Origin of the sequence: Lysinibacillus sp. FSL H8-0500 (assembly GCF_038051955.1) — a bacterium.
GTDB classification, from domain to species: domain Bacteria; phylum Bacillota; class Bacilli; order Bacillales_A; family Planococcaceae; genus Lysinibacillus; species Lysinibacillus macroides.
This window is the reverse complement of sequence record NZ_CP150292.1, coordinates 2,701,193-2,721,029: the sequence shown is the minus strand read 5'-3', so window position 1 is coordinate 2,721,029 and position 19,837 is coordinate 2,701,193. Positions and strand designations below refer to the sequence as shown.

Sequence of the window (19,837 nt, the reverse complement as noted above, 5' to 3'; positions counted from 1 at the left end):
AGATGGATATGGCTGTTATGAAACGTTTAAATCGACAAGGTTTTCTTATTGCAGGGTTGCATTTACTAGTTATGCTAAATTTTGCAGTTGAATTTTTATACGCATCGTAATTAACTACTATAGAAAGGTGAATACAATGTTTATCCAATCTTAAAACAATCGTGAAGGCTTTATTTAGCCGATGCTCACGATTGTTTTTATTTTTGCTGAAAAGAGGGATTGGTTTGTTAAATGTCAAATACATAGTACATATAAGAGGAGGCGATGGTATGACAGCAAGACTCGATCAAGCATTTTATCATTTGGAACGACCATTTGCTTGGCTGGACTTAGATGCAGTAGATAAAAATATTCAAACGGTGCACAACGCTTGTGGTGAAAAACAAATTCGAATTGCAACAAAATCCATTCGTTCTGTGGAGGTGCTGCGCTATATCCAAAAGAATCTTGCGAATGTTGTAGGCTTGATGACATTCACGGCAGCAGAAACGATTTATCTATTAGAACAGCATTTTGATGACGTATTGCTAGGCTATCCCGTTATGGAGGAGTCAGCGATTCAACGACTATTACATTTTGTGGAAAATGGAAAAACCGTTACTTTTATGGTGGATCGACCTGAGCATATCCACCTATTAGCAAAGCTGGGGGAGGAAATGGGTGTACGTGTGGAGGTTTGCATTGATATGAATGTCTCCACTGATTTTAAACTATTGTATTTTGGTACGAAGCGTTCTTCATTGCATTCCCTTGAGCTATTAACATCATTTTTACAAGTTATTCAACAGCATCCTATTATTGAGGTTGTTGGCGCGATGGGCTATGAGGCTCAAATTGCAGGTGTCGGCAATCGCCCTGCAAATGCTTTAAAAGGTAGGTTGATTGAAACGATGCAAAAACAGGCCAAAAAGCAAGTGACCCAATTTCGTCGATTCGCCATTGCCCATATTAAGGCTTATTTTCCGAATCTTCGCTTTGTCAATGGAGGAGGGTCAGGCAGTATGAGCTATACAGCCCAGCAAAAAGAGGTGACTGAAATTACCGTAGGTTCCGCCTTTTATGCGCCTGCATTGTTTGACCAATTTACACATTTACAGCTAGCAAAAGCAGCCGGGTTTGCATTACGTGTTACAAGAAAGCCTGACAAGGATATTGTTGTTTGTCATGGTGGTGGTTATACCGCTTCTGGCGCAATCGGTATTGATCGTTTACCTGTATTCTATGAACCTGCTATATTTGCATATCTTAGCTTAGAAGGAGCAGGGGAGGTGCAAACGCCCGTTAAAGTAAAGGGAAGACAGCTACAGATTGGCGATACAATTTATTTTCGACATGCCAAGGCTGGTGAGCTTTGTGAGCGCTTTCAAGTATTGCATAGTATTCGTGGAGATAAGTATATGGGACCTTACACCACATATAGGGGGGATGGACAATGTTTTCTATAGATAAATGGCATAATGGGGCAAAATGGACAAATTGGGCTGGCAATGTGGTGTCATATCCAGGTGAAATGCACTTACCGCAGTCGATTGAGGAAGTTTCAGCAATCGTCAAGCAAGCGCGTCAAGCGGGGAAAAATATTCGTGTCACAGGTGCAGCTCATTCCTTTAGTGCTGTAGCCATGCCTGAGCATATCGCTATTTCCTTACATAATATGCGCGGATTAATCGCCGTGAATAAGGATAGGCAGGAGGCCACATTATGGGCGGGAACCTACCTCTATGAAATTGGCCCACTGCTAGCGCAGCATGGCTTTGCATTAATCAATATGGGCGATATTCAGGAGCAAACAATTGCAGGAGCAGTATCAACTGGCACGCATGGCACTGGAGTGACACTTGGCTCCTTGTCTGCTGCTGTTAGGGCATGGGGATTTGTAGATGGCACTGGTGCTTACCAGGAGCATAGAAGAGGGCTGGATGAGGTATCTGAAGCACTTCATGTATCGCTTGGAATGCTTGGTGTAGTTGTCAAAGTAACGATCAAGGTCATACCACTATACGCTTTGCATTATGTGGGAGCAAGAGAAACTTTGGCAAATGGACTTGCCATTTTTGCAGAGGATATTCGCCAGCATCGCCATGTGGAATGGTTTTACTTTCCTGGTAGTGAAACCGTTCAGGTAAAGCGTATGAATGCGGTAGCGCCTGTCTATCAGAGTGAATGGCATAAACGAGTAGAAATGCTAAAGCTGCAAATTGTGGAAAATGGTGCTTTTTTTGCGATGTCAGAGCTTTGTAGATGGAAGCCTGCTTTAAGTGGCGTGATGAGTAAGATCGCAGCTGCAAATGTAGTAGAGGGTGAAAAAGTAGGCATTAGCTATGAAATTTATCCGTCACCTCGTAGTGTAAAGTTTCAGGAAAGTGAATATGCGATTCCATTAACCCAATTTGAAGCCTGTATGGAGGAAATACATGCAACCTTTCAAAAGGGCATCTTCCATGTACATTTCCCATTAGAGTGTCGAACAACGGCTGGAGAACCAGGCTTTTTAAGTCCAACGCAAGGACAAGAGTCAGCCTTTATCGCCTTTCATATGTATAAAGGAATGCCAGAGGAGCCCTACTTTAAATGGGTCCATACATTGATGCAAAAATATGAGGGACGTCCTCATTGGGGCAAGCAGCATCATTTAACAGCGCAAGCAGTCCATACATTGTATCCAGAGATTGAAAGATTTTTAACCATTCGTCAACAATATGATCCTGATCAAATATTTTTAACAGGATATCTAAAAAAATTATTTATATTGTAGCGGATAAATCATAAAAAAATTAAAAATTACATGAACTATTAAAAATTTTATCAAAACGAGATAAAAATGATATTTAATCAGCATGAAAACGATTTCAAATTTAGCTGATTTTTTGAATTGTTTAAACAATTCAAAAAATACTGTTGACGAGAAGCTTTTTTCGTACTATGATAACAACAATTTAACACGTTTGTTACAGCCGTAACGAAACGAAAAAGCTATGATTCTATAAACAAAATTAAAATAGACAGAACATTTTGTATATAGCAACAAACAGAGCAATAAATGAGGGGCGTTTAAAATGAGAAGTGACATGATTAAAGTAGGCGTAGATCGAGCGCCGCATCGAAGTCTTTTATATGCAACAGGCAAAGTAAAAGCGAAAGATTTAGGCAAGCCATTTATTGGGGTTTGTAACTCTTATATCGACATAATACCAGGTCACGTTCATTTACGTACATTCGCTGATGTTGTCAAAGAAGCCATTATTGAGGCGGGCGGTATTCCATTCGAATTTAATACAATTGGTGTTGATGATGGTATTGCAATGGGGCATATTGGTATGCGTTATTCATTACCAAGCCGGGAAATTATCGCAGACTCAGCAGAAACAGTTATCAATGCACACTGGTTTGATGGTGTGTTTTATATTCCAAACTGTGACAAAATTACACCAGGTATGCTAATGGCAGCAGTTCGTACTAATGTACCATCCATTTTTGTTTCGGGTGGTCCAATGGAGGCTGGTACATCTGCTTCAGGTAAGCAGCTTTCATTAACATCTGTTTTTGAAGGTGTAGGTGCTCATAAATCTGGCAATATGTCAGCTGAGGAGCTATTAGATATTGAAAATAATGCATGTCCAACATGTGGTTCATGCTCAGGGATGTTTACAGCAAACTCGATGAACTGCTTAATGGAAATGCTTGGTGTCGCTTTACCTGGAAATGGTACAATTGTAGCCACTTCTGAAGAGCGTCATAAGCTGATTAAGGAAGCAGCTAAGCAATTAATTCGTATGGTCAAAGAGGATGTTAAACCTCGCGACATTATTACAAAAGAGGCAATCGATGATGCGTTTGCACTTGATATGGCAATGGGTGGTTCCACAAATACGGTGCTCCATACATTAGCGATTGCGAGTGAAGCAGAAATAGATTACAACATTGAAGATATTAATAAAGTAGCAGAGCGCGTACCATATTTAGCAAAAATCATGCCTGCTTCAGATATTTCAATGGATGATATTAATAAAGCGGGTGGCGTAAGTGCCATTATTAATGAATTAACAGCCATTCCTGGAGCTATTCATCCAGACCGACCAACAGTGGCGGGTGTAACGATGGGTGAGCTTGTAAAAGATTATCATATTACTAATGATCAAGTCATTCGAACGAAAGATAATCCATATAGTGCTGTAGGTGGTTTATCGGTATTATTCGGTAATATCGCACCAGAAGGCTCTGTGATCAAGGTTGGAGCAGTTGATCCTTCCATCAAGGTATTTACAGGAGAGGCAATCGTCTTTGATTCACAGGAGGCAGCACAAGAAAATATTGATAATGGAACAGTGCAAGAGGGTCATGTTGTCGTCATTCGCTATGAAGGACCAAAAGGTGGCCCAGGGATGCCTGAAATGCTTGCACCAACATCTGCAATTCAAGGTCGTGGTCTTGGAACAAAGGTTGCCCTAATTACAGATGGTCGTTTCTCAGGCGCATCTCGCGGTATTTCAATCGGACATATTTCACCAGAAGCTGCTGAGGGTGGTCCAATTGCTTTAGTAGAAAATGGCGATATCATTTCTATTGATTTACCAAACCGCACAATTCAGTTAGAAGTTTCAGAGGAAGTTTTAGCTGAACGTCGTGCAAAATTACCAGTCTTTGAGCCAAAGATTAAACGCGGTTGGCTCGCAAGATATTCAAAATTAGTGACAAACGCTTCAACAGGTGGCGTAATGAAGATTTAACAATTAGATATTTGAAAACGTTGATGAGGTTAAAGGTTTTAGAGTCTTGTATCTACCAGAGAGCCGGTCGTGCTGGAAGCCGGCGATACAACTAAATCCGACATCCCCTCGGAGTGAGCTATTAAACGTGTTTACACCATTAGATAGCTTCGGGCATAGTCGAAAGTGCTCGTTATTAATGAATAAATGTTTTATGACACTCTATTGGATGCGATGTCTTTCGCATTGGTGCATAAATGCAGTCATTTATTCGCGAGGTAGCAATTATTTGCTATAAAAAAGGGTGGTACCATGGAAAGTCTTTTTCATCCCTACGTAAGGTAATTCTTTGCGTGTGGAGAAAAAGGCTTTTTATTATGTTCAACATGGAATAAGCCAACTCTTTAGTAAAAAATAGGATTGAAAAATATGAAGGAGGCATAATTTGATGAGTACAAATGTTTCGATCAACGAAAAAGAACAATTAGCAGCAACAGCCACTGATAAACCAGCTTATCAGGCGAAGGATGGTGCAGATATATTAGTACAAGCACTACATGATCAAGGTGTTGAAATCATTTTTGGCTATCCCGGAGGAGCCGTACTACAAATTTATGATGCGATGTATAAAAATCCAATCCGTCATATTTTAACAAGACATGAGCAGGGAGCAATTCATGCAGCGGAAGGCTATGCACGTGTATCGAATCAACCAGGCGTTGTTATTGCAACAAGTGGACCTGGCGCGACAAATCTTGTAACAGGTATTGCCGACGCCATGATTGATTCCATCCCATTAGTTGTCTTTACAGGTCAGGTTTCTACCGCTGTTATTGGCACAGACGCTTTCCAAGAAGCAGATATTATGGGGATTACAACACCAATTACTAAGCATAATTACCAAGTACAGGATATTAATGATATTCCACGTATCGTGAAAGAAGCTTTCCATATTGCCAACACAGGTAGAAAGGGTCCTGTTGTCGTGGACTTCCCAAAAAACGTCTCACAAATGTTATTTGATGTAGAGAATCCACCACAAGCACCTGATGAAATTTATTTACCAGGTTACCAGCCGACCTATAAGCCAAATTATTTGCAAATTCAAAAGGCGATCCAAGCCATATCTTTAGCTAAAAACCCAGTGATTTTAGCGGGTGCGGGTGTTCTGTTTGCTGATGCACGTGAAGAGCTAACAACTTTCGCAGAAAAATATCGCATTCCAGTAGTTAATACCTTGCTTGGGCTAGGCTCGATTCATGGTGAACATGAGCTATTCCTTGGTATGGCTGGTATGCATGGGACAGTGACAGCAAATACCGCTATTACAAAATCAGATTTATTACTAAATATCGGTGCGCGCTTTGATGACCGTTTAACAGGTAATTTAGCTACCTTTGCACCAAATGCAACCATTATCCATATTGATATCGACCCAGCTGAAATCGGTAAAAATGTACCAACGGATATACCGATCGTTGCTGATGCAAAAGAAGCTTTAAAAGCATTATTGAAAAAGAGCTTTGAGGGTCCTGATACAGCAGAATGGCTAGCATTTTTACAAAATCATGCTGAAGAATACCCATTATGGTATGTCAAGGATGCGAATGATCAGGAAATTTTACCACAAGAGGCATTACAGCTTGTACACAAAATTACAGAAGGTGAAGCAATTGTCACAACAGATGTGGGTCAGCATCAAATGTGGACAGCGCAATACTATCACTTAAATAATGCACATGGATGGGTAACGTCTGGTGGACTTGGTACGATGGGCTTCGGCTTCCCTGCCGCAATTGGCGCCCAGTTTGCGAAACCAGACAAAAAAGTTATTTCGATTGTAGGAGATGCAGGCTTCCAGATGACAGCACAGGAGCTTTCGCTACTACAGGAGTTTAACTTACCAGTAAAAATCGTGATTTTGAATAATAGCTGTCTTGGAATGGTACGCCAATGGCAAGAAACATTTTATGAAGAGCGCTATTCATCGTCACTAATGCCAATCCAACCAGATTTTGTTAAATTAGCAGATGCCTATGATATTAAAGGCTATCGTATTAACACAATCGATGAGGCAGAAGCCATTTTCCGTGAGGCACTACTTTCTGATGAGCCAGTATTAATTGATTGCCGCGTGAAACAGTTGGAATGTGTTTACCCAATGGTAGCACCAGGCGCAGGCTTACACGAAATGATTGGGGTGAAAAAGAATTGAAACGAGTAATTACTGTAACTGTGATTAACCAAAGTGGTGTATTAAATCGATTAACAGGTTTATTGATGAAGCGTCAATTCAATATTGAATCCATTACAGTTGGTCATACAGAGCAACAAAACTCTTCAAAAATGACCTTTGTGGTGCATGTAGAGGATGAGCGCAAAATCGAGCAGCTAGTCAAGCAATTATCCAAGCAAATTGATGTATTAAAAGTGAATGACATTACTGACAAAGCCATTGTTCTACGCGAGCTAGCACTTGTAAAGGTTATTTCACCACCAAATTTACGATTGGAAATGAATTCGATTGTCGAACCATTCCGTGCACAAATTATTGATACGGCCAAAAATGTTGTGACGTATCAAGTAGTAGGACACCCTGAAAAAATTGATGCCTTTATTGAGCTCATTCGACCATATGGCATTAAAGAACTTACACGTACAGGCGCAACAGCATCCGTACGTGAAACACAAATCGTCTCAAACCCACAGCTTTCTATTTTAAAATAGTTTGCATATAAAAATTAACCGCTTTTCCGAAAGCGCTAAAACAAACACATTCTAGGAGGAAACAAATTATGGCTACAATGTACTACGAACAAAATATCAATGAAGATGTATTAAAAGGAAAGAAAATCGCGATTATCGGCTATGGCTCACAAGGTCATGCGCATGCACTAAACCTTAAAGAATCAGGTTTCGATGTAGTTGTAGGAGTTCGTCCAGGCGGCTCTTTCGATGCAGCAAAAGCAGATGGTCTTGATGTGAAAACAGTTGCAGAGGCAGCACAAGAAGCAGATATTATTCAAATTTTACTACCAGATGAGCGTCAAAAAGCTGTTTATGAAGCAGAAATTGCACCACATTTACAAGCTGGAAAAGCATTAATGTTTGCTCATGGTTTCAATATTCACTTCGGTCAAATTACACCACCAGCAGATGTTGATGTATTTTTAGTAGCACCAAAAGGCCCAGGTCACTTAGTGCGTCGTCAATTCCAAGAAGGTGCGGGCGTACCAGGTTTATTCGCAATCCATCAAGATGCAACAGGTCAAGCAAAAGACATCGCACTTGCATACGGTAAAGGAATCGGTGCTGCACGTGGTGGACTTCTTGAAACATCATTTAAAGAAGAAACAGAAACAGATTTATTCGGTGAACAAGCAGTATTATGTGGTGGTGCGACAGCATTAGTACAAGCAGGCTTTGAAACGCTAGTAGAAGCTGGCTATCAACCAGAGCTAGCATACTTTGAAACACTTCATGAGTTAAAGCTAATTGTTGACCTAATGTTTGAAGGTGGTATGGCAACAATGCGCTACTCTGTATCCGATACAGCGGAATGGGGCGATTATGTAGCAGGACCACGTATTGTGGATGAATCTGTGAAAGCTCGTATGAAAGATGTTTTAACAGATATCCAAGATGGTACATTTGCTCGTCGTTGGATTCAAGAAAATGAAAATGGTCGTCCTGAATATACAAAATTCAAAGAAGCTGGTGCAAACCATCAAATCGAAGAAGTTGGCGCAAAATTACGTGCGATGATGCCATTTATCAATGAAGGTAAAAAGAAAGTTGTAAGAGAAGAAGCAGCAACAAGCGCGAAAAACTAATTATTTCGATTCTACAATGTAGAATGTGAATCAACCATTACGCTCACCTCAATCAAAGGTAGGTGAGCGTAATTATTCAAATAACGAATGCACTATACAAAGAAAGGTGTTTTGACGATGGAGAAAAAAATTACAGTCCTTCCTGGTGACGGAATCGGACCAGAGGTTGTTGCTTCTGCTGTACGTGTATTACAGGTGATTGGTAAGCGGTTTAATCATACATTTCATTTAGGGTATGCAACAATTGGAGGTGCTGCCATCGACCAACACAATAATCCACTACCTGATGAAACAATTGACATGTGTGAAAATAGTGATGCCATTCTATTAGGAGCCGTTGGTGGCCCAAAATGGGATCAAAATCCACCTGAATTACGTCCAGAAAAAGGATTATTGCGTATTCGTAAACACTTTGATTTATTTGCAAATCTACGTCCAGTAAAGGCGTTCCCGAGTTTACTAGATGCTTCACCATTAAAGCGTGAAGTAGCTGAAAACGTTGATTTAATGATTGTACGTGAATTAACAGGCGGAGTATACTTTGGGGAACCACGTATGCGTACTGAAAATGGCGCAATTGATACAACGGTTTACTCAAAAGCAGAAGTGGAGCGTATCGTTGAAAATGCCTTTGAGCTAGCACGTTTACGTGGAGGCAAATTATGCTCTGTTGATAAGGCGAATGTTCTTGAAACAAGTCGCTTATGGCGTGAAGTTGTAGAAGAAAAGAAAAAAGATTATCCAGATGTACGAGTAGAGCACAACCTAGTGGACTCTGTAGCAATGAAGCTTATTACTAATCCAGGACACTATGATGTAGTCGTTACGGAAAATATGTTTGGTGATATTTTAAGTGATGAGGCATCGGTTATTACAGGCTCACTTGGTGTACTACCATCTGCATCCATTCGTGGTGATAATTTTGGCTTATATGAACCTGTCCATGGTTCAGCGCCTGAAATTGCAGGACAAGGTGTTGCCAACCCTGCCGCTACAATTCTTTCAGTAGCGATGATGCTACAATACTCCTTTGGCTTAAAGGAAGAGGCAGCAGAAATTGAACGTGCTGTCAGTGCAGTGTTTGATGATGGCTACTTTACAGCAGATCTTGCTCGTGACGGCGGTCGCACGTTATCCACAAATGAATGGACAGATAAAGTAATTAATGAAATTGATACAAGCTTTGTTTCAGAAAGCATTATGACAACATATATCTAATGAAATTTAAAGAAATAGGTGAAGACAATGGGTAAAAATATAATTGAAAAGATTTGGGATAAACATGTTGTTTATCAGGAAGAGGGCAAACCGGACCTGTTATATATTGATCTTCATTTAATTCATGAAGTAACGTCTCCACAGGCTTTTGAAGGACTACGTATCAATGGACGTAAAGTGCGACGCCCTGATTTAAGCTTTGCGACAATGGATCACAATGTACCAACGAAAAACTTACCAACAATTAATGACCCAATTGCACGCAACCAAATCGAAACATTGGCAAAAAATGCGGAAGAATTTGGTGTGGAGCTTGCAGGAATGGGACATCCAGACCAAGGAATTGTCCATGTTATTGGACCAGAGCTAGGCCTAACACAGCCAGGTAAGACAATTGTTTGTGGTGACTCTCATACATCTACACACGGAGCCTTTGGTGCGATCGCCTTTGGTATCGGTACATCAGAGGTGGAGCATGTTTTATCCACACAAACATTATGGCAAAGCAAGCCAAAAACAATGGAAATTCGTGTAGAAGGTGAGCTACCAGTTGGTGTAGCCGCAAAGGATATTATTTTAGCGATTATTGCCAAGTTCGGTATTGGCGTTGGTACAGGGCATATTGTGGAGTTTACTGGAGAGGCCATCCACAAGCTGTCAATGGAAGAACGTATGACAATTTGTAATATGTCGATTGAGGCGGGTGCAAAAGCAGGATTGGTATCACCTGACCAAATTACAGTTGATTATATTCGTGGACGTCGCTATGCACCACAGGGTGAAAAATTTGAAGAGGCTACGGCTTATTGGCTAAGCTTAGCATCAGATGAGGATGCAACGTATGATGAAGTACGCATCATCCAAGCTGAGGAAATCGAGCCAATCGTGACATGGGGCACAAATCCATCCATGGGTTCAGGTATCTCAGGAAATGTACCAACACAAGCAGATTATAATGATGAGACAGATAAGGCGGCTCTTCGTAAAGCACTTGCTTATATGGGCTTAGAGGAAGGGCAACCACTAACATCCATCGACATCCAGCATGTCTTTATTGGCTCCTGTACAAACTCACGTATTAGTGATTTACGTGCAGCGGCTAGCGTTATTAAAGGACGCAAGGTGCATGATCGTGTCACAGCAATTGTTGTACCAGGTTCTCATTCTACGAAAAAGCAGGCAGAGGCAGAAGGACTGGATAAAATCTTTATTGAGGCAGGCTTTGAGTGGCGAGAGTCAGGCTGCTCGATGTGTCTAGCGATGAATGATGATGTAGTTCCAGCTGGCGAACGCTGTGCCTCTACATCCAACCGTAACTTTGAAGGACGTCAAGGTGCAGGTTCTCGTACACATTTAGTATCTCCGCCAATGGCAGCAGCCGCTGCCATTGCAGGTCACTTTATCGATGTACGTGAATTTGTAAAGGAAACTGTGTAAGCCTTGCTTTACATGGAAAGGATGATTGAAAATGGAACCAATTAATATCGTAAATAGTGTGATCACACCACTTGACCGTAAAAATGTAGATACAGACCAAATTATTTCAAAAGAGTTTTTAAAGCGTATTGAGCGTACAGGCTTTGGCCAATATTTATTTTACCATTGGCGCTTTGATGCACAGGGCAATGAAATACAGGACTTTGTGCTGAATAAACCTGAATTTAAAGATTCAAAAATTCTTGTAGCACAAGATAATTTTGGCTGTGGCTCTTCTCGTGAGCATGCACCATGGGCTATTTTAGACTATGGCTTTAATGTTGTTATCGCACCATCCTTTGCAGATATTTTCCATAATAACTGCTTTAAAAATGGGATTTTGCCAATTAAACTAACAGAAGCAGAATGCGATGATATTCTAGCAAAAGGCTTAGCAAAGCCATATACAATGGAAGTCAACCTTGCAGAGCAAACGGTGACAGGTGAGGATGGCAAAGTCTATCGTTTCACAATTGATCCATACTATAAGGAAACATTGCTAAACGGTTGGGATGAAATTGCTCTAACCTTTAAATACGAAGACCATATTGCTGCCTACGAGGCACAACGTGTGGCCTATTAATAGCGAGACTGAAGACAATTATAATGTTGTCTTCAGTTTTTTGTTATTTTATATCCATTATCATTATTCGCATCTTAAAAAGCAAAATTGTATAATAAAGATACTTAAAATTATTTATAGGTGAGGTGATATTAAACGTGAAGTTACAAAATCCACATGATAAGTTTTTTAAGGAATCATTTGGTGATGTGGAGGTCGCAAAGGATTTTTTGTTGCATTATTGTCCAAAGGAAGTATTGCAAGTGTTGAATTTAGACACACTAACACCACAGAAGGACAGCTTTTTAACACCTGAACTAGAAGAAAGTTTTTCCGATTTACTGTTTAAGGTCGATATTTGCCAGCGAGAAGGCTATTTATATTTATTATTTGAGCATAAAAGCTACTTGGATAAAGGAACAATATTGCAATTACTGCGCTATATGTTAGATATTTGGGAGGCAAAGCGCAGCAAGGAGCGTGTAAAAAAGTTGCCCATTATTATTCCATTGCTTATGTATCATGGGAAAAAAGAATGGCAATTGCCAACAAACTTAGGTGAGCTATTGGATGGCTATCAGGCATTACCAGATTCCATTAGAGCGTATGTGCCTAATTTTAACTATTTAGTATATGATTTCTCTCAATATGATGATAATGATATACGTGGTACTGTCCGCAATCGTATTCTCTTCACACTATTTCGTGATGTACAAACAAAACAAGGCAGGGCATTATTAGAGGCCATTTTACGTGCCTTTCATTATTTAGGTGAGCTAGAGGATAAACAAACGGCAGTAGGCTATATTGAAACGATGCTGCGTTATATTTATGAGGCTGGGAACGATTTAACAAAAGAGGATATGGGCAAAATTATTGAACGCCTTGAAAACCACGAGCTGAAAGGGAGTGACTTAGTCATGACATTGGCGGAAATTTGGAAAAATGAAGGATTACAAGAAGGATTACAACAAGGGCTACACAAAGGCTTACGACAAGGAGAAAGAAATGCTTTATCGCAAATGGCAACAGTCCAATTAACACAAAAATTTGGTGAGTTGCCTGAGGAGCTAAAGCAGGCTATAAGCCAAGCAAATGTAGAAGTGTTAAATGAAATTGTAGCAAATATTTTCACAATTAGTAGTTTGGATGATGCAAAGAGCTATTTATCATAGTCTTAAGAAGAGAAGCACTAATAGAATGGTGAGACTGAAGACAAATATAATGTTGTCTTCAGTTTTTTTGTGTTTAATCAAAAAATCTCGCTATACTATCATTAAGATGCCCTATAAAAAGTAGGAGGGATTAGGCGATGACAGAAAAAGTAAATATTTTAGTGGTGGAAGATGATGATGCGATTAACCAATTGCTCTGTAGTATTATTAAGAAAAATGGCTATTTTCCTCAACCTGCTTTTTCAGGAACAGAGGCAATGCTCTATTTGGAAAAGGCGGAATGGGATATGATACTCCTTGATCTTATGCTGCCAGGGATGTCTGGAGATGAGCTACTGACAAACATTACAGCGCAAAGTCCTATACCGATTATTATTATTTCTGCCAAGTTAGACCAACAAACAAAAATAGGCATGTTACGAACAGGAGCGGATGATTATATTACAAAGCCCTTTGATATTGAAGAAGTATCGGCAAGAATCGACTCCCATTTAAGAAGATACCAACGTATTACAAGGCAGCCAGCAACAAAGCGACTTGTCCATAAGGATGTAGAGGTTGACCAAGATGCAAAAGCTGTTTTTATCAAAGGGGAAGCGTTGAATTTTACCGCTCGGGAATATGAGATATTTGTGCTTCTTATGGCATCACCGAAGAAGGTGTTTACAAAGAAAAATATGTTTGAAAGTGTGTGGCAGGAGACCTATTATGGGGATGATAACACCATCAATGTCCATATTAGTAATATCCGTAGTAAATTAGCAGCGGTGAATCCAGAGGAGGACTATATTGAAACGGTTTGGGGGATGGGGTATCGATTGAAAACTTAAGCTTTTTTTAAGAATTGCCTTAAGTCTTTATTAATACTTCCTTTTTATACTTGATGTATCATAGAAGGAGGGATTATATGACGGATTATATATTGAAAACAAGTCATTTAACGAAGCAATTTAACAAACAAATCGCTTTACATAAAGTCAATCTTTCCATCAAAAAAGGCTCTATTTACGGCTTTATTGGACAAAACGGTGCTGGGAAATCTACCCTGATTCGCATTGTTTCAGGTCTTGCTATGCCAACTGCGGGATCAATTGAATTGTTTGGCTATAGTCATGGATCAGCGCTAGTGGAAGCGCGCAAACGTATCGGAACAATGATTGAGGGGCCTGCATTATACCCATATATGACAGCGGCTGAAAATTTAGAAGCTCACAGGCTGTTAAAGGGCATTCCAGGGAAAGACTGCGTAGAAAAGGCATTAGCCATTGTAGGTCTTCAGGATACAGGGAAAAAGAAGGCAAAAAATTTTTCATTGGGCATGAAACAACGCTTAGGTATAGCCATCTCCTTACTGGGAGACCCAGAGTTTCTGATTTTAGATGAACCAATCAATGGTTTAGACCCAATGGGGGTTGTTGAAGTACGAGAACTGCTGAAAAAATTAAATCGTGAATATGGTATGACCATTTTAATTTCAAGCCATTTACTAAGTGAGCTTCATTTACTTGCTACGCATTATGGCATTATCCATAAAGGTGATTTATTGGAGCAATTAACGGTAGAAGAGCTGAATCATCAATGTCAGCAATTTCTGCATATTAAGGTAAGCAATCCTGAGAAGGCTGCGGCGATTCTGGAAACGACTCTTGCGACAAATAACTTTGAAGTAATGCCAGATGGCTGTATTAAGCTATATCGTTATGTAGATACGCCTGGAAAAGTTTCTTCAACGCTTGTCAATGAAGGGCTTATTATTGAACAATTTATGCCAATGGGTCAGGATTTAGAGTCCTATTTTATGGAGCGCATTGGAGGTATTTATCATGAATAATGTGATCAAGTCAGAATGGTATAAGCTTAGGAAGGATCGCTCACTATGGACATTGCTTATTATTCTAATAGTAATTAGCCTCTCCTATCCGTTGTTAATTATATTTGATGAAGGTGCAGATACTATAGCGGTTAATGACTTTTACCGTCAGACGATTCTTGGGGGCAATAATTATATTATAAGACTGGTGCCCTGTGTACTAGGAGGGTTCTTTATTTCCAGTGAATATGCAATGGGCACGATGAAAAGCATTGTCGCGTCAGGAAATAGTAGAGTGCGTATTTATTTTGCAAAATTAATGGTCTACTCGATTGGAGCCATTTTGATTGCATTTGTCTTTCCTTTTGTGTTTACAGGAGCTGTGGCTATTTTTCTGCATTTTAATGGGATGCCTACACTTAGCTATTTTGCAAGCACAGTTGGCTTAACTGCTCTTTATACAATCGCTTTTGCATCCATTATGGCTTTATTTGCTACAATTTTTACGGAGAGTGGGAAGGCCATTGGCTTTATGCTGTTCTTTTTCTTGCTGTTGGATAGTCTATTGTATACATTAAGTCACTTCTTTCCAGTATTTGAGGTCGTTTTTAACTCCTCGATCTTTAAGCTGTTTTTAGATATTGGACGCATAGAGACCATACATGGTGCTGAGCTGGTGCAATTAATCATGATGCCCATCATTACCTTTATTGTTTTCGGTATTTTAGGAAGTATTGTATTTCAGAAAAAAGAAATTAAATAAACAGGGAGGTGGGGGAGAAAATGCTATATGTGGTCATCGTTTTAAGCTTTATCACAATATGTCTTCTCGCCCGCTTTCTATGTTTGAAAAAGGAAATACGCAGTGCAACGAAGCAATTACAACAACGACATAAGCAGCAAACTACGAAGAAAATTAATCTTAGCCTTTATGATAAAGATTTTGAACGGCTAGCAGAGGAAATTAATCATGAAATAGATGAAACAAAGCAGGCGATTGCTGAGCAAAAAAGAACAGAAAATGAGCTTAAGCAGGCGATTTCCAATATTTCACATGATATTCGTACACCGATGACCTCTATTTTAGGCTATGTGCAATTTTTAGAGGATGAAACGATTCCTCCTCACATACGCCAGGAGTATATGCGCATTGTCAAATCAAGTGCATTAAGGCTAAAAGTATTATTGGAAGATTTTTTTGAGCTATCCGTTATTGAGTCTACCGACTATTTATTAAAGATGGAATGGGTTCAATTGAATGATTTGGTGTTAGAGGTGTTAGTTAGCTTTTATGAAGCATTTAACCAACAGCAGATCGAGCCAACTATTCATATGCCAGAAGAAATGGTAAGGGTGAAGGCAGACCCATCAGCACTCAAGCGAGTCATTGAAAACTTAGTGACCAACGCTTTAAAGCATTCGGTGGGGCACGTTACCATCGCCCTCCATCAAACACCATCATGCACGGAGCTGATCATTAGCAATCCAGCACCACAATTACAAGAGCAAGACCTTTTTCATCTATTTGACCGTTTTTACAAAGCCGATCAAGCAAGAAAGGGCAAAGGCACAGGACTAGGCCTATCTATTGCCAAAAGCTTGATGGAAAAAATGAACGGTACTCTTTCAGCAAAATTGCACGACCAACAATTATCGATGAAATGTCAATGGTGTGTTTCTACACCAAAGACTGGTGATGAAGCTTTATAAAAACTGAACTTTTGAAATGAAGTAATTTTTTCGTTTTAAAAAAATAAATATACTGGTTGTGCGTGCGGATTGGCGATGTAGAAGATGTTAAAGAAAGAGTGAAACAATAGAAGGAACTATAGCGATTGCACAGGTAAGAGAGGAAATGGAGCTGATCATTAGAAGGATTAAAATGAATCCCGATCATATATAAAGAGGATGACCTGCCTGCTTTAACAGATGAATGGGCTTGCAGCATTTAAAGAGAATCTTCTTCCCTGCAATTGGGGAGAGGTTCTTTTATTTTTGATATTTTTGGAAGTGACAAATAGAGGGGATGACCAGAATTGAGGAACAAGGCCAGCGTAAATAGAGAGGGATAACACCCTATTTCCTAGGAGAAAGGTCATCTGGTTAAGAAGGCTCTATTATCAAATTTAATAATTTTTTCGATTTTACGGTAATGATGGGCAAGGTAGCTATTTCTTTTAGTCTGAGTAATAAATCATCCAACGAATAGGCGTTAGAGTAGAGTGAGAACGAATTCCTATTTATGAACGAAACGTCTAAGTATATTGTCCTTTTTTCAATGATTGATGTATTAGAAAAGCAATAGTTTCATTTATAATGAAATTATAGATACATATGAAAAGAGGTATTGAGGATGACGAATAATAATAATACGCCAAACGAAGCTACAACCTCAGCGAATAATACGTTGCCGCAACTTGTTGATCAGCTACGACAACTATATAGCATCATTGTCCAAAATACATATGTGAAAGATACTGTGAAACATTTAGATCGCATTATTCGGGATGCAAATAACCAGACGATGATTCTTATTGTTGGAAAGGAGCGAGTGGGAAAGACAACACTTGTAAATGGGCTTCTTGGCCGTGAGGTGTTATTCGTAAGTGATCAACATCCAACAGGTGTCAATACATTTATAAGATATGGCGAACATGAGGAGATTAAAGCGTATTTTTTAGATGGGGTTGTGGCTACCTTTGATATGAGCAAATTAGAGTTGTTAACGACTGGCGATACATTCGCCTCTCAAATTTTACGTGAACATTTAGACTATCTGGAAGTCTATGTGAAAAATGATCTATTAAAATCGGTGACGATTATTGACTCTGTTTCATTAGAGGCAGGGGGAGGAGAAATGGCCTATTTTTCGGAGGCATTGCTCAAGCGTGTGGATGAAATCTTTTGGACTTTACGTGCCGGTTCTATGGCGATTGATGCGGAGCTGTTATTGATAGAGTCGTTAAAAAACAAAGGGGTTGAACCTTTATGCGTGATTAATGGTATTGATGCCGTTGACGATGCTGATGCCTTTATGAAAGCAGAGCAGCAACGAATCGGTCATTTAATGAGTAATTTTCTTGCGGTTTCTGCCAGAAATGCCTTGGAGGCTAAGCAAACGAATAATCAAGAGCTTTGGCAAAAAAGCCAGTACGACTATTTAATTAATGAGATTCACCGTGTTGCTAAAAATAGTGATAAAAAAACCTATGCTATTTTAATTCGCTTTTTGCAATGGCTGGAACGATTCCGCTTTGAATTAACGGTTATTCCACAGCGTGATCCATTCCAATCAGCTGCTGAGCATATTGAAAGGTATACAGGTGATACACAATATGAATTTTCTCGCTATCAACGTGATTTAGCGATTGTTCAGGAATATGAGCAAGAATATGAGCAGGTAGCCAATACCTTCAAAAAGGTTCAAACACTGTATCAGCTCTTACAAACGATTGCACAGCATGATTATTTACAGGATGAAAAGGTCGAAGAATTTACAGAAATTGCTGTACACTATCAGCAAATGCTACGAGAATACCGCAATATGCATAGTGAATATATACACGAATATGAGCGTTTAGATGTACAGCATAAAAAAATTCATGGAAAGGGGCTTATGAAGGCGATTTTTGGTCAGCATACCCAAAATGAATTTTTCAAGGAACGTGTGAATAAGTTAAATGAGCAACAGGTTATTTGTGTTGCCCAATATGATAAAATCCAGCAAGCTGAGACCTCCGTACTGCAAATTATGCAGGATATCCAGCAGCACTTAATGGAGTTAGTAAGAGCGCGTTTGGCACATGTTGAGCATAAAGCACAAAAATTAAACCAGCAGCGTGCAAAAGAGAGGCGTCAATTAAAGCTCTATACGGATAAATTAAATGAATTTTCATGCTTGATGGAAGCTCAGGGCTATATGAAAGATCATTTGCAGCCATTTTTAATGAGTGAGCAACTTCCTCTAAAAGCCAAAGATCTTAACATGCTTGAAGATACGATGCAGGCCATTTTAGACATTGATCTATCCTACAATGGATTACTGGCACGAAGTCAGGTTAAGAATACGGAAAATGTGGCCATTCCTTTTGTTGTGCAAGACAAATATCCACTGTATATATTGAACTTAAAGGAAGAAGATGTGAAATCCAATGATATACCAGAAATCCCTAATAAATTAACGATACAATATGAAGAATAGATCTGCACTAAACGTTCTACAAGTATATAGGCTTGTAGAGCGTTTTTTATAAATGAAACAAATAGGGATGTTTTTCGTATAGAAAGAAAGGAGGTATTTAAATGATTGAAATGACTGGACGCTATACAGGCGCTAAAATTTATGCACAAACGGCATTACAAACAGCTATCGACCAAATTCAAGAATTGATCAATCAGCCCTTTATGGCAGGCACAACAATACGAATTATGCCTGATTATCATGCAGGAAAAGGCTGTGTAATTGGTACGACGATTCAGTTGCAGGATTGTGTTGTACCAAATCTTGTAGGTGTTGATGTAGGCTGCGGTGTATTTGTCGCGGAGATAGATGCATCAATGGTTGATTATGCAAAGCTTGATACAATCATTCGAACCTATATCCCAAGCGGGCAGGATATTCACCAAGATGTATCGCCAACACGTCATTTTTTGGAATTTGACAGCAAGCAATTTCGAGCGACTGGCTTAAAGGATGATTATACAAATTTATCCTTAGGAACGCTTGGTGGAGGTAATCATTTTATTTTGCGCCCAAGATGGGCAGTAAGTATTGCGTAATTAGGTAACGATGCCCTAAGAAAACTGGGGTAATGTCAACAGCCTTATCTGGAATCGAAAGTGAACAGGGAGTGTAGCATGGCTGTAAAGGTACAAGTCAATCAGTTGGTAAGATTGCGACTGTGTATCGAGACATAAAGGATTGTATGAGGATAAAGACTATACTGTTTGAAGTTCGAGCGTGAGCGGTGCTATGGTTCACTGTTAGGAAAACCAACTGAAACCTAACATAAACTCTACTTTAGATTAATCGATGAATATTCTAAAGGTGTCGTAGT

General features: G+C 39.5%; 15 protein-coding genes and 1 pseudogene. All 16 read left to right on the top strand.

Translation table 11 applies throughout. The features are described from left to right. Positions 1 to 269 precede the first annotated feature (269 nt). Positions 270 to 1,445, top strand: coding sequence for an amino acid deaminase/aldolase (locus MHB44_RS13035; RefSeq protein ID WP_341299506.1), 1,176 nt, complete (start codon positions 270 to 272; stop codon positions 1,443 to 1,445). Continuing rightward, entirely contained in the window at positions 1,433 to 2,755 is a 1,323-nt protein-coding gene (locus tag MHB44_RS13030; protein ID WP_341299505.1) for a D-arabinono-1,4-lactone oxidase, read from the top strand. Before MHB44_RS13035 ends, MHB44_RS13030 begins: the two co-directional genes overlap by 13 nt. Positions 2,756 to 3,056: 301 nt before the next feature. After that, complete coding sequence (ilvD, locus tag MHB44_RS13025) at positions 3,057 to 4,727, top strand: dihydroxy-acid dehydratase (protein WP_341299504.1); 1,671 nt, start codon at positions 3,057 to 3,059, stop codon at positions 4,725 to 4,727. Between the two features lie 427 nt (positions 4,728 to 5,154). Beyond that, positions 5,155 to 6,921, top strand: coding sequence for a biosynthetic-type acetolactate synthase large subunit (gene ilvB, locus MHB44_RS13020; RefSeq protein WP_341299503.1), 1,767 nt, complete (start codon positions 5,155 to 5,157; stop codon positions 6,919 to 6,921). Beyond that, on the top strand, positions 6,918 to 7,433 hold the full coding sequence (gene ilvN / locus MHB44_RS13015) for an acetolactate synthase small subunit (protein WP_053994563.1): 516 nt from the start codon (positions 6,918 to 6,920) through the stop codon (positions 7,431 to 7,433). Before ilvB ends, ilvN begins: the two co-directional genes overlap by 4 nt. Positions 7,434 to 7,477: 44 nt before the next feature. Continuing rightward, positions 7,478 to 8,539 (top strand): annotated as a pseudogene (ilvC, locus tag MHB44_RS13010) (ketol-acid reductoisomerase); the annotation flags it as partial. A gap of 117 nt (positions 8,540 to 8,656) precedes the next feature. Continuing rightward, positions 8,657 to 9,757: a 3-isopropylmalate dehydrogenase gene (leuB, locus tag MHB44_RS13005; RefSeq protein ID WP_053994565.1), complete on the top strand. Its 1,101-nt coding sequence runs from the start codon at positions 8,657 to 8,659 to the stop codon at positions 9,755 to 9,757. Positions 9,758 to 9,784: 27 nt separating this feature from the next. Beyond that, positions 9,785 to 11,194 carry a 3-isopropylmalate dehydratase large subunit gene (leuC, locus tag MHB44_RS13000; RefSeq protein ID WP_341299502.1) on the top strand — a complete coding sequence of 470 codons (1,410 nt, stop codon included), beginning with the start codon at positions 9,785 to 9,787 and terminating at the stop codon, positions 11,192 to 11,194. A 31-nt stretch (positions 11,195 to 11,225) separates the two neighbouring features. After that, positions 11,226 to 11,816 (top strand): 3-isopropylmalate dehydratase small subunit, encoded by a 591-nt coding sequence (leuD, locus tag MHB44_RS12995; protein WP_053994567.1) that lies wholly within the window; start codon positions 11,226 to 11,228, stop codon positions 11,814 to 11,816. 137 nt (positions 11,817 to 11,953) lie between these two features. Continuing rightward, on the top strand, positions 11,954 to 12,970 hold the full coding sequence (locus MHB44_RS12990; RefSeq protein ID WP_053994568.1) for an Rpn family recombination-promoting nuclease/putative transposase: 1,017 nt from the start codon (positions 11,954 to 11,956) through the stop codon (positions 12,968 to 12,970). Positions 12,971 to 13,107: 137 nt separating this feature from the next. Then, positions 13,108 to 13,800 carry a response regulator transcription factor gene (locus tag MHB44_RS12985; protein WP_053994569.1) on the top strand — a complete coding sequence of 231 codons (693 nt, stop codon included), beginning with the start codon at positions 13,108 to 13,110 and terminating at the stop codon, positions 13,798 to 13,800. 77 nt (positions 13,801 to 13,877) lie between these two features. Next, positions 13,878 to 14,801, top strand: coding sequence for an ATP-binding cassette domain-containing protein (locus MHB44_RS12980; RefSeq protein ID WP_053994570.1), 924 nt, complete (start codon positions 13,878 to 13,880; stop codon positions 14,799 to 14,801). Then, positions 14,794 to 15,543 carry an ABC transporter permease gene (locus MHB44_RS12975; RefSeq protein ID WP_053994571.1) on the top strand — a complete coding sequence of 250 codons (750 nt, stop codon included), beginning with the start codon at positions 14,794 to 14,796 and terminating at the stop codon, positions 15,541 to 15,543. The genes MHB44_RS12980 and MHB44_RS12975 overlap by 8 nt, the downstream gene beginning before the upstream one ends. A 20-nt stretch (positions 15,544 to 15,563) precedes the next feature. Then, positions 15,564 to 16,490 (top strand): HAMP domain-containing sensor histidine kinase, encoded by a 927-nt coding sequence (locus MHB44_RS12970; protein ID WP_341299501.1) that lies wholly within the window; start codon positions 15,564 to 15,566, stop codon positions 16,488 to 16,490. A 643-nt stretch (positions 16,491 to 17,133) separates the two neighbouring features. Then, positions 17,134 to 18,981: a GTP-binding protein gene (locus MHB44_RS12965; protein WP_053994573.1), complete on the top strand. Its 1,848-nt coding sequence runs from the start codon at positions 17,134 to 17,136 to the stop codon at positions 18,979 to 18,981. A gap of 101 nt (positions 18,982 to 19,082) precedes the next feature. Then, a complete protein-coding gene (locus tag MHB44_RS12960; protein ID WP_341299500.1) occupies positions 19,083 to 19,559 on the top strand; it encodes an RtcB family protein in 477 nt (158 codons plus the stop codon). Positions 19,560 to 19,837: the final 278 nt, after the last annotated feature.

Coding starts and splice junctions, on each gene's coding strand:
- MHB44_RS12980 (WP_053994570.1), top strand. CDS start 13,878: ATGACGGATTATATATTGAAAACAAGTCATTTAACGAAGCAATTTAAC.
- ilvB (WP_341299503.1), top strand. CDS start 5,155: ATGAGTACAAATGTTTCGATCAACGAAAAAGAACAATTAGCAGCAACA.
- leuD (WP_053994567.1), top strand. CDS start 11,226: ATGGAACCAATTAATATCGTAAATAGTGTGATCACACCACTTGACCGT.
- ilvD (WP_341299504.1), top strand. CDS start 3,057: ATGAGAAGTGACATGATTAAAGTAGGCGTAGATCGAGCGCCGCATCGA.
- MHB44_RS12985 (WP_053994569.1), top strand. CDS start 13,108: ATGACAGAAAAAGTAAATATTTTAGTGGTGGAAGATGATGATGCGATT.
- MHB44_RS13035 (WP_341299506.1), top strand. CDS start 270: ATGACAGCAAGACTCGATCAAGCATTTTATCATTTGGAACGACCATTT.
- MHB44_RS13030 (WP_341299505.1), top strand. CDS start 1,433: ATGTTTTCTATAGATAAATGGCATAATGGGGCAAAATGGACAAATTGG.
- MHB44_RS12960 (WP_341299500.1), top strand. CDS start 19,083: ATGATTGAAATGACTGGACGCTATACAGGCGCTAAAATTTATGCACAA.
- leuC (WP_341299502.1), top strand. CDS start 9,785: ATGGGTAAAAATATAATTGAAAAGATTTGGGATAAACATGTTGTTTAT.
- MHB44_RS12965 (WP_053994573.1), top strand. CDS start 17,134: ATGACGAATAATAATAATACGCCAAACGAAGCTACAACCTCAGCGAAT.
- MHB44_RS12970 (WP_341299501.1), top strand. CDS start 15,564: ATGCTATATGTGGTCATCGTTTTAAGCTTTATCACAATATGTCTTCTC.
- leuB (WP_053994565.1), top strand. CDS start 8,657: ATGGAGAAAAAAATTACAGTCCTTCCTGGTGACGGAATCGGACCAGAG.
- MHB44_RS12975 (WP_053994571.1), top strand. CDS start 14,794: ATGAATAATGTGATCAAGTCAGAATGGTATAAGCTTAGGAAGGATCGC.